At 70.6% G+C, this 12244-nt stretch carries 6 protein-coding genes; 3 read left to right on the forward strand and 3 right to left on the reverse strand.

All coding sequences use genetic code 11. The features are described 5' to 3' along the window. The first annotated feature begins 137 nt into the window (after positions 1 to 137). Positions 138 to 1940: a CotH kinase family protein gene (locus FL344_RS23160; protein WP_228565298.1), complete on the forward strand. Its 1803-nt coding sequence runs from the start codon at positions 138 to 140 to the stop codon at positions 1938 to 1940. Positions 1941 to 2001: 61 nt separating this feature from the next. On the opposite strand, the gene pbpC is transcribed toward FL344_RS23160, so the two are convergent. Further along, a complete protein-coding gene (gene pbpC, locus FL344_RS23165) occupies positions 2002 to 4371 on the reverse strand; it encodes a penicillin-binding protein 1C (protein ID WP_228558315.1) in 2370 nt (789 codons plus the stop codon). 33 nt (positions 4372 to 4404) lie between these two features. Between pbpC and FL344_RS23170 the strand changes: the two genes are divergently transcribed. Further along, a complete protein-coding gene (locus FL344_RS23170) occupies positions 4405 to 5088 on the forward strand; it encodes a phospholipase D-like domain-containing protein (RefSeq protein ID WP_090489516.1) in 684 nt (227 codons plus the stop codon). 22 nt (positions 5089 to 5110) lie between these two features. Here FL344_RS23170 and FL344_RS23175 read toward each other — a convergent pair whose 3' ends face one another. Further along, positions 5111 to 10852, reverse strand: a complete 5742-nt coding sequence (locus tag FL344_RS23175) for an alpha-2-macroglobulin (protein ID WP_141620029.1) — start codon at positions 10850 to 10852, stop codon at positions 5111 to 5113. Positions 10853 to 11119: 267 nt separating this feature from the next. Here FL344_RS23175 and FL344_RS23180 point away from each other — a divergent pair, with 267 nt between their 5' ends. After that, positions 11120 to 11842, forward strand: coding sequence for an RNA methyltransferase (locus tag FL344_RS23180; RefSeq protein ID WP_141593079.1), 723 nt, complete (start codon positions 11120 to 11122; stop codon positions 11840 to 11842). On the opposite strand, the gene FL344_RS23185 is transcribed toward FL344_RS23180, so the two are convergent. Next, the gene (locus FL344_RS23185; RefSeq protein WP_141593078.1) at positions 11839 to 12099 is read right to left on the reverse strand and encodes a hypothetical protein; all 261 of its coding nucleotides are present in this window, start codon (positions 12097 to 12099) and stop codon (positions 11839 to 11841) included. The two genes, FL344_RS23180 and FL344_RS23185, sit on opposite strands and share 4 nt — an antisense overlap. Positions 12100 to 12244 lie beyond the last annotated feature (145 nt).

Consider the following 12244-nt stretch of genomic DNA (forward strand, 5'->3'; position numbering starts at 1 on the left):
GTGGGACAAGCAGCCAGGTTGGGTAATCCGTTTCCCTTGCACGCGACGGTGGGGGCCTGAGTGCCGACTCAAGCGTTCGCTCTCCACCAAAAAGGGGCCCTGGAGGCGGGCACAACCGTTGCTTTGCGCCGGGGTTGATGACTCCTTCTCGATTGCTGCTGTGCCTGCCGCTGCTGAGCCTGTGGGCGTGTGATGGACTTCAGGCGGAGCGGCCACCGCTCCTCCAGGACCCTCCGGGCGTGGAGAATCCGCAAACGCCCCCTGGCGAGGAGGAGCCGCCGCCGACGCAGCCGCCACCGGTGGACCCGCCTCCCGTCGACCCGCCGCCGGTGGACCCGCCGCCGGAGCCGCCGCCGCCCGTGCCGGAGACGGAGCGGCCCTTTGTGATGCCGCCCGTGCAGACGTCGGTGCCGCAGTACGAGCTCATCATCCCCGAAGAGACGATGCGGATGTTCGAGGCGGACCCTTGGACGCCGGAGCAGGACGGCCTCTTCAAGGCGAACGGGACGACGTACCGCGTGCAGGTGCGCCTGCGGGGCGCTTCCGCGCGCTTCTTCCCGAAGAAGAGCTGGAACGTGAGCTTCGAGGACGGCGTGCGCTTCGAGGGGAGGACGTCACTCAACCTCGTGGCCGAGTACGCGGACGCGACGCTGCTGGCGGAGAAGATTGCCTTCGACCTGCTGGAGGCCATGCGCGTCCCCGCGTCGAAGGGCACGCTGGTGCGGCTCAACGTCAACGGCGTGTACCAGGGCGTGTTCCTGGAAATCGAGCAGGTGAACAAGGCCTTCCTGCGAGCGCACTCCTACGCCGACACGGATGGAACCATCTACCGGTGTGGCTGGAAAGACTGCGAATTCAAGATGGTGAAGGTGCCGTACCAGGGTGACTGGGCGAAGAAGACGAACGAGTCCCAGCCGGACGACAAGCTCTGGGAGATGGTGGGCGCCATCAACCACACGCCCGAGCCCCAGTTCGTCAGCGAAATGGAGAAGCGCTTCGAGCTGGAGCACTACCTGCGCGCCATGGTGATGGACGCGCTGATGTCCAACAACTACGTGGAGGACTCGGAGAGCTACTTCATCTACGACCGCGCGGTGGCGAAGTGGTCCTACGTCCCGTGGGACCTCAACAACGTGGACTCGCGCTGGTGGTACCCCATCAGCGTGGAGGACATGAGCCAGAGCACCAGCAACATGCGCCACCCGCTGTTCAGCTTCACCCTCATCGACGCCTGGGTGGCGAAGATGTACGAGCAGCGCAAGCTGGAGACGGCCTCGTACCCCGGCTACCTGCCGGTGTTCTCCAACCTGGCCACCCGCGTGGTGATGAACCCCGTGCTGCGCGCGCGGCTGGAGGCGCGGCTGGACAAGGCGATGGACGAGCTCTTCACCAGCGAGGTGATGGACGCGCACATCGACACGCTGCACGCGCTCATCGACCCGCACATGCGTGACGACCCCTTCATGGACTACGGCCGCTTCACCGCGGGCCGCACCTACCTGAAGCGCTACGTGCGCGAACGCCGCAACTTCATCTTCCAGGAGCTGGAGCGGCTCGCGCAGCAGCGGCCCACGCTGGTGCTGGAGGCCGTCCACCCGCGCGAAGGTTGGGTGGAGGTGGGCAACCGCACGTCGGCGCCCCTGTCCCTGGCGGGCATGGTGCTGACGACGCAACTGCGCGTCAGCCTGGCGCAGAGCCCCGGCCACCTGCCCACGCAGGTGCGTGCCCCCATCGGCGCGGTGCTGCCGGAGCTGACGGTGGCCCCGGGGCAGCGCGTCCGCCTCAACGCCGCGCAGCTAGGCATCCAGATGCCCGCCAGCGGCGAGATTGGCCTCTTCGACGGGCGCTCCGTGGTGGGCGTGAAGGACCTGCTCTTCTACGGCGACGTGGGCGCGGGCAAGCGCTACGAGCGCGGCTCGCGGGGCTGGGAAGTGCGCTGAGCGCGGCGGCGAGCCACACCTGAGCGCGGCGCTCCTGTCCTCGGGGGCGCCGCGCTGCGTTTCAGGGCCGCATGCGGACCTCCAGCGTCCGCTTCGCGCTCAGTCCCCGGTCATCAGTGACGAGAATCTCGTGGGAGCCCACGGACGGCGTCCACCACACGCGCTCATCGGCGCGCGCCGTCCCCAGCAGGGCCCCGTCCACGAACCACGTCAGTGCCCGCTCGTGTGAGGCCTCCGCCTCCAGCGGCACCTCCTGCTGTGAGGCCGGGACACCGGGAATCAGCACGGCCACATGTCCCGGCGCGGGGGAGACAATGGACGGGGCCGCGCGCGCGCCCCCGGGCTCGCAGCCAGGCGCGGCGGCGGGCGGCTCCGGCAGGCGCCGGTGCTGCTCCTCCAGCCAGCGGCGGATGGTGGCCGGCCAGGTCACATACACCCGCGTCTCCGTCTTTCGCCCCGTCCGGCACATGGGCCCCACCGACAGCCCCGTGGCCATGTCCACCTCCACGTGCTGGTGGTACGGGCAGCGCGCGGTGGGCACCGCTGAGCGCCGCGCGTAGACGTGCTTGCGCTGCACGCAGGCGTCCGTCGGCAGGTGGCCCGAATAGGCGCAGACCTCCACCACGGCCAGGTCATCAGGCGGATTCACGCTCTCGTCCGGCAGGTTGAGGCCGCGCGGGCCCACGCCCTCCAGGATGTCGAACAGCACCGGCCCCGCCGCGTCAGCGCCCACCAGGTGCACGCTGGGCGTGTGATTGAAGTTCCCCAGCCAGACGACAGCCGTGTGCCGGGGCCCCGAGCCCGCCGCCCACGCGTCGCGGTGGCCGAAGCTGGTCCCCGTCTTCCAGTGCACGCGCGCCGGCATGCCCGTCAGCCGACGGCGTGCCGGGAAGTCCGGCCGGTCCTTCAGCGACAGCGCCTGGCGCGTCAGCCAGGCCGCGCCAGGGGACAGCACCTCCACCGGTGCGGCCGCCTTCTCGTCCAGCAGAAGCCGCAGCGGCGGCGCGCGTCCATCCCCCGCCAGCGCGACGTAGACGCCCGCGAGTTCCAGCGGCGTCAGCTCGATGCCGCCCACCGCCGCGGACAGGCCGTAGTACCCGGGCTCCTGCACCAGGCTCGTGACTCCCGCCGCTTGCAGGGCGCCCAGGAAGCGCTCCACCCCCACGCGCTCCAAGAGCCGCACGAAGGGCATGTTGAGCGACTGGGACAGCGCGTACTCCAGGCGCACCAAACCCTGGAAGCGGCCGTCGAAGTTGCGCGGCGCATAGCCGCCGTAGGCCGTGGGCACGTCCGCCACCAGGTGCTCCGGCCCCACCATCCCCAGGTCGATGCCCATGGCATACAGCAGGGGCTTGAGCGCCGAGCCCGGCGAGCGCGGCGTGGCGAAGCCGATAATCTGCCCGCCGTGCTTCTGGTCGAAGAAGTCGAAGTTGCCCACCAGCGCGAGCACCTCCGCCTGCTGCCGGTCCACCACCACCGCCGTCCCGTTGTAGATGCCTCGCGGCGCCAGGCCCACCGCCGCGTCCCGCATCAACCGCTCCACCATCCGCTGCGTGCCTGCATCCAGCGTGGTGCGCAACCGGGCATTCGCCGGCCGCTGCGTGCGCAGCCACACCGCCACGTGTGGCGCCTCACGAGGAAAGGGCTTCAGGTCCGTGGGCACAGGCGTGTCGCGCACCTCGCGCAGCACCGTCTCCGCCGACACGCGGGCCGCCTCGGGCCCTCGGGGAAGCGCCTCCACGTCTAGCAGCCTTCGCGCCACGCCGTCCCGCGCCGACTTCAACCGGGCCGTGTTCTGCGCCGTGGGGAAGCGCCGGTTCGGGTTCTGCGGTACCGCCAGCAGCGTGGCAATCTCCGCGGGGCTCAGGTTCGCCGCCGTGTGGCCGAAGTACGTCAGCGCGGCCGCCTCCACGCCTTCGACGTTGCGCCCGTACGGGACGAACTGGAGATAGGCCGCGAGCACCTCCTGCTTGGACAGCCGCACCTCCAGCTGCATCGCCCGGAAGGACTCGATGACTTTCGACGTGAAGGTGCGGGGCCGCGGCTCCAGCACGCGGACCAACTGCATCGTCAAAGTCGAGGCGCCGGACACCCGCCGCCCCGTGGACAGGTTGCGTGTCGCCGCGCGCAGCACCGCCAGCGGGTCCACGCCCGGGTGGTGGAAGAAGCGCTTGTCCTCCAGGGCCAGCAGGGCCTGGACATAGTCCGGGTCCACGCGCTCCAGTTGCGTGGGGATGCGCCAGCGCTCGTCCGGGGCCAGGAAGACGTGGGCCGGCGTGCCGTCCCGGTACTCCATCACCACCGATGCGGGCGCGAAGAGACGGGCCGGCAGGGGCACGCGCCAGGCGGCCACCCACGCGGCCACCGTGAGGCCGAGCAACCCCAGGCCGACGGGCAAGAGCTTCCGGGTGATTCGACGGGCACGACTCATGAGACGGTGAATCCCAGGCATATACTCCGCGCAATGAATGCCTTTGAAATCGACGCCATCCTGACGTCCATTCTCGACGACCGGCGGCTGACCCCCACCGAGCGGCAGGCGTTGCAGTCCGTCCTGGCGGAGCGGCGGGCTGGCGAGGCCCTGCTCACCCTCTTCCGCTCCCGGGCCTTCGCCCTGGCGCGAGCGTCGATGAAGGACGCGCGCTCCCGGGAGATCATCTCCTGGCTGGAGGAGACGGTGCAGGCGCTGCACGCGCCCCAGCCCGAGCAGACGTCGCGCATGGAAGCGCACTTCTCTCCGGGTGAGGGGCCGCTCAACGCCATCGTCCAGCAAATCCAGTCGGCACGCGGCTCCATCGACGTCTGCGTCTTCACCGTGACGGATGACCGCATCACCCGCGCGCTGCTGGACGCCCATCGGCGCGGGGTGCGAGTGCGAATCGTGAGTGACGATGACAAGGCCATGGACCCGGGCTCCGACATGGAGCGGCTGGGGGACGCCGGCATCCCCATCCGCCTGGACAGGACGTCCGCGCACATGCACCACAAGTTCGCCGTGTTCGACCGGCTGCGGCTGGTGACGGGCAGCTACAACTGGACGCGCTCGGCCGCCGAGTACAACCACGAGAACGTCCTGGTCTCCGACGACGCGCGGCTGGTGCAGCCCTTCAACCGCGCGTTCGACGCGCTGTGGGAGACGCTCGACTAGGAGCGTCTCCCCGCGCCGCGCGCTACAGCAGGTTGTCCTTCCACGGCCCGGACACCTGAATCGTCCGGCCCGGCTCACGCGCCCACAGGCGCGGGTCATACATGGCCTCCGCCTCCGCCGACGGCAGGGTAAAGGCACCCGCCGTCACCGCGCGCACCGCGTAGACGACCTTCTTCGACTCGCGAGGCCCCAGGCTGCCGAAGACCTCCATCCGGTCATCGCGGATGTTCACGTAGTCCGCGGACCACAGCGACGCCGGGTCCACCCAGTCGGTGGAGCCACCCCGGCCCAGGCGCGCGTTCTCGATTTCCCAGCCCGCCGGCAGCCGGTCCACCAGGGCGATGTTCTGCACGCGCTCGCCCGTCGTGTTGCGAATCTCCAGCTCCACGTAGACGAGGTCCGCCAACGCCACCGGGGCCTGCCCCATGGCCAGCACCGTGCCGTCCAGCTTGCGCCAGGTGCGCGTGAGCGCCAGGCCCTCGCCGCCCGTGCGGGGCTTGCTGTCCGAGCGCACGCCCTCACTGCTGAGCACGAGGTACAGCCGGCCCTCGTCCTTGGACGTCACCTCCAACTGAAGGCCCTGCCGCTCGCTGGCGCGGGCCAGGGACCACGTCCGGTCCGACGAGCGCACCGTCTTGTCCTGCACCGGCGTCATGACCTTTCCGTCCGCCTTGAGCACCGGCGCGGAGAACTGGGTGGACGTCCCTTGCAGCCGCTTGCCCAGGCCGGTGATGCCCCACACCAACTCCTGCGTCGTGTACCAGCCGCTGGAGTGCGCCTGGAGCGATTCGGCCACCATGCGCGCCAGCGGCTCACCCGCCGCGTCCTTGCCGAACAAGTCCTGGAAGGTGCTGAGCATGAAGCCGCGGCGGCGCCGGTCGGAGTAGAAGGACCAGTCGTTCTTCCGCTCCTCGGTGACGGGCGACAGGTCGGGGTTGCGCAGCTCCTTCTCGTAGCGCCGGTCGCCCGACAGCCACAACGAGGCCTTGAGCATGTAGTCACGCTCCTGCTCCTCGCCCGTGAGCGCCTTCTGCTTCGCCCGCTCCGCCAGCGCGTCCACCATCTTCTGCACACGCGCCTTGCGGCCCTTGCCGGCCACGGAGAGGACGTAGTGCATGTAGGCCTCCGCGCTGTCCGTGTACATGTCATCGCGGCCCTGGCGGCTCTCGAACTTGTTCAGCTCGGTGGACATCCACGTGAGCGCGTCGTTCAGCCGGTCCTGCGGCACGGGGTACTTCAGCTTCTGCGCGTCCAGCAGCATGTGCGTGGCGTACGCCGAGCCCCAGCCCACCGGCTCCGTGGCGCCCGGCCAGTAGCCGAAGCCGCCCGACGGCGTCTGCATGGCCAGGATGCGGTTGATGCCCGACAGCACCATGTCGCCCACGGTCCCGCCCTGGGTCAGCGTGGGGTCCACGTCGTTCACCAGCTCGGACACGTACAGCAACGGACGGGTGGCGGACGTCGTCTGCTCCACGCAGCCGTAGGGGTAGCGCGCCAGGTACGCGAGGTGCTGCAGCGAGCGCGCGTACGGATTGGCCGTCACCCACAGCGTGGAGCGCTCCGTCGTGGGCACCCAGCCCTGGAGGTACTGCGAGACGTCCGTCGTCCCCTGCGCCAGTTCAATCTGCTGCACCAGGCGCTCGCGCGGGCCCGCCGGAGACAGCGGCACGTCCAGCGACTCGCTCGAGGTGTAGCCGCCGCCCTCCACCGTCACCGACAGCCGCGCCGCGCCCACCGCCTGCACCGCGCGGGCCTGGAAGACGAAGGTGTGGGACTTGCCGTCCGCCACCCGCGCCGTGCCCTCGCTCTTGCCCAGCAGTTGAAGCGGCGAAGTGGCCGCCGCGGGCATCACCAGCCCTGGCACCGGCAGTGACTCCGCGTTGAGCGTCACCTTCACGTCCTGCGCCTTGCCGGACAGGTTGGTGACGAAGACGGGCACCTGGATTTCGTCGTGCTGCGTGAGGAAGCGAGGCAACGTCGTCTGGAGCACCAGCGGGTCGCGCACCAACACCTGCGCGCTGGCGCGGCCAATCCGCTGCGGGCCCGCCGTCACCGCCATCACCCGCACCGCGCCGCGGTACTGGGGCAACTTGAAGGGCACGCGCAGCTTGCCGTTGGCCGGCACCGGCAGCAGGCCGCTCCACAGCGCCACCGGCTTGACGGGCTGCACACGGCCATCCGCGCCGCCCTCGCCGTCACCACCCGTGGAGCGGGACGCGCCGCCCGGCGGCACCAGCAGCGTCCAGCCCAGCGTCTCGTAGGTCTCCACGCCCAGCGCCCGCCGGGTGAAGAGCTGCTTCTGCGGGTCCGGGCTCTGGAAGCGCGTGAGGGAGAGGATGCCCTCGTCCACCACCGCGATGGTGGCGAAGGTGGGGCCTTCCTGCGGGCCCAGCTCCAGGTCCACCGTGAGGGTGTCGTTGGAGCGAACCTCCTTGGGCACGTTCATCGTCACCGACTGCGTGTACTCCACCGGTTCCAGCGTGACGCTGCCCACGCCGAAGGCGCGGTCGGGCATGAAGGCCTCGGCGGACTCCAGGTGCGGGTCCTTCACCAGGAAGGCGCTCACGTACACGTTGGGCGCGAAGGCGGACGGCGTGAAGCTCCACGTCACCTCGCCGGGCTCCACCGCCACCCAGTGGGAGGCGAGCACGCGGTCCGTCTCCGCGGTGAAGAGCATCCGGCCCTTGTAGGGCGACTTCAGCTTCACGGTGATGGCCTGTCCCACGCGGCCCTTGGCCGGCAGCGCCAGCTCCAGCGAGGTGGGCTTGAGCGGGCGCGGCGTCTGGTCCACGCGCGAGCCTTCCCCCCACCAGTAGTAGCGGCCCTCCCCTTCCAGCTCCAGGTCCGTCTGGGCCCCACCCGAGCGCACGCGCACGATGTAGCCCGCGGAGTCCGCGCCCGGCGTCACGTCCAGCGAGAAGCGGCCGTCCTTCACCGCCACCGTGGAGCGGCCCTCACGCACCGGGCGCAGGTAGCGCTGGTAACGCTCGTAGCCCTCGTTCTCGTCGTAGAAGGAGCCGTACTCCTCCTCCAGGCGCAGGAACTCCACGTCCACCGTCTTGGGCGTCTTGTCCGAGGCGGTCAGCAGCTTGCCGTCCCAATCCACCACCACGCCCTTCACCGTGAAGGGCTTGCCGGCCTTCACCTTGCCCGTACTGCCCTGGAGGCCCACGTAGTACGCCTCCGGGTGCACCGGCACCGTCACACTGCCCAGGGTGGAGCGGCCGCTTCCCGACTCGAAGACGCTGGCCAGCGCGCTCAGCGCCCCGGCGCCTCGCAGGGCCCCCATGGCGCCCTGGGCCGGGCAACGAAGGACGGCCTGTCCCTTCGCGTCCAGCGTGCCCTGCACCTGGCCCAGCGTGACGGGGCGGGGCTCGCTGCCGTCCTGGCGCCACAGCCCGTAGGCGTACTGCGCGTTCTCCTTCGGCTTGAAGGCGGACGGAATCAACCGGCACGTCAGCTCCACCGGGCTGCCCTCCGCCGAGCCGCCGAAGAGGTACGCGGCCTCCACGCCCACCGGGACTTCGTCCCCCTGGAGGTAGCCGGCCTGCTCCGTGCGAGCCTCCACCTTCATGCGCTCCGGGACGAACTCCTCCACGCTGACGGAGTAGATGGCCACTTCGCGGTCCGCCACATTCAGCACCACGCGGTAGCTGCCCGTGTCCTGGAAGGATTCGAAGGGCAGGTCCAGCGTCACCAGGCCCGCCTCGTTCGTCTTCAGCGACACCTTCTTCAGCTCGCGCTCACGCGGGTCCACCACCACCAACTCCACGGGCATGCCCGCCGGCGGTGCCTTGTCATCCTGGCCCCGCAGCACCGCGGCGATGTGGGCCGTGTCGCCCGGGCGGTAAACGCCCCGGTCCGACCACACCGACGCGCGGTAGGCCTTCTCCGAACGGTAGGGCTCGCCATGCACGTCCGCGTTGGCAATCTCCGTCTTCAGCTCGCTGTACTTGAGGTACGTCAGCTCCTCGCCGTCACGGGCGATGAGCGCGAAGGGCACGCTGTCGTCGACGCCGGGCGCGGGCACCTGGAGCCGGCAGCCATCCGCCGCCACCGTGGTGCAGCGGGCCACCGACTCGCCGCTCTTCTTCACCAGGGAGACTTCCACGCCCGACAGCGGCTCGGTGCTCTCGATGCCCAGCGCCCACACCCAGACTTCACCGGCGCCGTTGGAGCCCGGCGCGGCCTCACCGCGCTTGGCCACCAGGCTCAGGTTGGTGAGGAGGATGCGGCTGGCCGCCGCGTGGTGGCTCTGCCTCGCGGTGATTTCCACCAGGCCCTTCGTGTTCGCCGGCACCAGGCTGGCCACGTCCACGTAGGTGGTCGCCAGCGTGTCCGGCTGCGACTTGAGCGCCAGCGTCCGCTTCGCCACCACGTTGGAGGTGCGCTCGTCCGCGCGCTCGCGGTAGTCATCGCTCATCCAGAAGACGAGGTTCTCCGGCGGCACGTTGCGGACGGTGAGCTCCACCGAGTCCAGGTTGAGGTGCTGCAACGGCAGGTTGCGCCATGCGCTACGCGGCAGGTAGCGGCCGGAGGTGGCGAAGGAAAGCTGCGGCGAGCGCGCGGGGACGGCGAAGGCCTCCTCGTAGGTGGCCAGCAGCATGCCGCCGCCCACCGAGGACGTGCCCGCGTCGATGCGCAGCGCGTAGGAGCCGCGCTTGAAGTCACCGAAGATGCGGAAGCCGCGGCGGGACGGCGCGACGGAGACCTTGACGGCGGGCGTCAGGTGGATGGCCTCCGCGGCGACGCCGTCATCCAGCGTGCAGCCCTTGTTGCGGTGGTCCCAGTAGTACGGGTCATACCCTTCCGTCTCGCGCGGGGAGGGCGGCTCGGCGCCGTCCACGTCCCGGCAGCTCACCTCGATGTAGAAGCCCGTGGTGCCCTGCTCCACCGAGGCGCGGGTGATGTCCATTCGCTTGCCGGCGCGGAGCTCGAACGCGCTGCGCGCGGCGGGGGCCGTCGCCTTCGCCTGCGACGCGGCGGGCAGTCCCGCCTGGAGGCTGAAGTCGACCGTGCGGCCCTGCTTCAGCAGCCCGCTGGTCAGCTGCGCGCTGACGACGTTGCGCGTGGTGGGAAGGGTGCGCCACTTCACGTCCCCCACGGCCTGCCCACCCACCCGGAAGCCCGCCCGCGAGCGCACCGCGGCGATATCCACGGGACCGGAGAAGACGACCTCCACCTCCACGCGGCCCTTCGCCGTATCGAGCTGACGCGGCACCATCCGGACGAACTGGAAGGGCGGCGTGGTGAACGTGTGCGACCAGTCCCCTACCGCGGCCGGCTTCACCACGCCCGAATCCAGCCCGACCGACGCCAGCGAGACGGCGTACTTCGTGTCGAAGGCGAAGCCCGCCCCCGACGGCTTGAAGGTCAGCGTGGACGGGGAGGACCAGGAGAGGCTGCCCGGCACCTCCGGAGTGATGGTCACGACGGTGTCCTTCAACACCGAGCCATCGTTGGGGCGCACCTCCCGCGGGAACTCGATGACGATGTCCTGCGGCAGCACGTCGCTGGTGGAGACCGCGCGGACGACGGGCGTCAGCAGCTCGGGCGCGGGGGGCGTCGGCGCCTGCACCACGGCCGTCCCTGAATCCGCCGGCTGCGCGGCGACGGGCGCCTGGGGCTGCGACGCGGGCGGCTCGGTGGACTCCTGTTCCTTTTTGCAGCCTGCGAGCGTGGCGCTCACCAACATGGCCGCGAGGAGCCAGCGCGAGCGTTTCGCCCACGATGGCCGCTGCGTGACGACGGACTGCGAACCCATGATTCCTCCAGAAGATGACGCGTGTTCTTCACAAGGCGTGCCGGACGAGGACACGCCGAGGAAGAGAGGGCTGTGGTCAGGCACCCGCGGCCCTGACGCGTCCCCCGCGCGTCAGCGGACCCGCAGGGTGTCCAGTGAGCCACACCGTCCGTGGCTCCTGGGCGCCTGCGAAGGCTTTCGAGACCCACAGGCTAGCGGAGTCCGCGACGCGGCGGGACCTCCATCCGCGGTCCTCAGGCTGCGAGAAACCGCTAAGGTGCCCCGCGCATGGTGCTGCCTGTCCGATTCGTCCTCATGCGCCCCCGCAACGCGGAAAACCTGGGCGCCGCCGCCCGGGCCTTGAAGAACTGCGGCCTGTCCGACTGGGTCTGGGTCCGCCCGGAGGTGGAGGATTTGGAGCCGGCGCGAAGGCTCGCCGTCCACGCCGGGGACGTGCTGGACGCGGCGCGGCGCGCGGACACGCTGGAAGAGGCCGTGGCGGACTGTGTCTGGGTGGTGGGGACCAGCTCGCGCAAGGTCGAAGGCAAGCGCCGGCTTCCCCCGCGCGCGGTGGGTGAGGAACTGGTGGCCCGGGCGCCCCAAGGGCCCGTGGCGCTCGTCTTCGGTGACGAGCGCAGTGGACTCACCAACGCGGAGGTGGAGCGCGTGCATGACTTGTCCGCCGTGCCGACCGCGCCCGAACAGCCCTCCATCAACCTGGCGCAGGCCGTGCTGCTGTACGCCTACGAGGTCCGCGTGGCGATGCTGGAGGCCGCCGCCACGCCGCCCGGCCCGCTGCCCGCGGCGGCCACGGACGCGGAGCTCACGCAGGTGGAGTCCACGCTGGAATCCGTCCTCACGACGGGAGGCTTCCTCGTGGACGCCCAGCCGGGCCGCACGGCGGTGAGGGACTTGTTCGCACCGCTGCGGCGCTCACGGCTGACGCGGAAGGAAGCCCGCTTGTGGCTGGCTGCGCTGCACAGCCTCCGCAAGCGTCAGCCCGCGCCCTAGACGGAGCGCGGTTTCTGGGGCAGCCCCGTCCCCTTCCCCACGCCAATCCCCCCGGAGCCGGACGTCGGCGGCCCCTTGCGCCCTGCCATGCGCACCGCGCCCCAGGCGAGGACAGCGGCGGCCACGACCAGCAGCAGGACCCACAGCCACGTGGATTGGGCGGGCGCGGGCTCCCCGCCAATGGGCGCCCGCGCCCGTGACTGGGCGAGCGCGAGAACGGGGACCAGGAGCGTCAGGTATGGAATCCGGGTGCGCATGTCCGGAAGGTGTCCACCGGCGCACGTTCCTGCCCGCAATCCCGAAGGGCCACGTCGGCCGCGTGGCCACGGACCGGCCGGGCGGGCGGCCCCGTTCAGGCGGCTTCATCGCGACAGCGCCTCCAGGGCCCGTTCAAGTCCCGCC

The sequence above is a fragment of the Myxococcus sp. AB036A genome, assembly GCF_006547355.1.
Classification (GTDB): Bacteria; Myxococcota; Myxococcia; order Myxococcales; family Myxococcaceae; genus Myxococcus; species Myxococcus virescens.

Excerpts from the sequence above, each read along its gene's own strand:
- FL344_RS23160 (WP_228565298.1), top strand. The coding sequence starts at position 138 with ATGACTCCTTCTCGATTGCTGCTGTGCCTGCCGCTGCTGAGCCTGTGG.
- pbpC (WP_228558315.1), bottom strand. The coding sequence starts at position 4,371 with ATGAGTCGTGCCCGTCGAATCACCCGGAAGCTCTTGCCCGTCGGCCTG.
- FL344_RS23170 (WP_090489516.1), top strand. The coding sequence starts at position 4,405 with ATGAATGCCTTTGAAATCGACGCCATCCTGACGTCCATTCTCGACGAC.
- FL344_RS23175 (WP_141620029.1), bottom strand. The coding sequence starts at position 10,852 with ATGGGTTCGCAGTCCGTCGTCACGCAGCGGCCATCGTGGGCGAAACGC.
- FL344_RS23180 (WP_141593079.1), top strand. The coding sequence starts at position 11,120 with ATGGTGCTGCCTGTCCGATTCGTCCTCATGCGCCCCCGCAACGCGGAA.
- FL344_RS23185 (WP_141593078.1), bottom strand. The coding sequence starts at position 12,099 with ATGCGCACCCGGATTCCATACCTGACGCTCCTGGTCCCCGTTCTCGCG.